General features: G+C 62.4%; 2 protein-coding genes. Both read right to left on the bottom strand.

Features of this window, described 5'->3' with window-relative positions; translation table 11 throughout:
* A partial coding sequence (locus DKT72_RS19035) for a hypothetical protein (protein ID WP_220628169.1) occupies positions 1-233 on the bottom strand: 233 nt, incomplete at its 3' end.
* Positions 230-426 (bottom strand): class I SAM-dependent methyltransferase (locus DKT72_RS19040; RefSeq protein WP_502243706.1); only part of this gene is annotated, 197 nt, incomplete at its 5' end. The genes DKT72_RS19035 and DKT72_RS19040, both read right to left, overlap by 4 nt.

The raw sequence follows: 426 nt of genomic DNA on the forward strand, positions 1-426 counted from the left end.
TACGGCCTCATGCCGGTGCCACGATACCAGTCCATAACCGCCTCATGCGAGGGCAGCGTGTGCATGTACGTGACCTTCCACATGCGGAAGGCGCTGGCATGCGCATGCAGCAGCTCCCAGTATTCGGGCGGCGTGAGGTTGTAGAACTCGCGTTGCTGCGGCAGCTTGTCCGCAAACGCGGGCGAGTGCACGATACCACCGATGATGCGGTGAATCGGCTCCTCATAGTTCATCGGCGTCTGCACAGCCAGCACTCCCCGACCCTGAGCCGGGCGAGCAGTCCGGGAATCAGATGCGGATGGTCCGGCACCCATTGGATGCAGGCATTGGAGAAGACCACGTCGAAGTCGGCCGGCAGCTCGTCCAGCCGCGCGGACACGTCGCACAGCTGGAAATCGATGTCGGGATAGGTTTTGCGCGCTGTCT

This window comes from Confluentibacter sediminis (genome assembly GCF_003258355.1).
Taxonomy (GTDB): Bacteria; Bacteroidota; Bacteroidia; order Flavobacteriales; family Flavobacteriaceae; genus Confluentibacter; species Confluentibacter sediminis.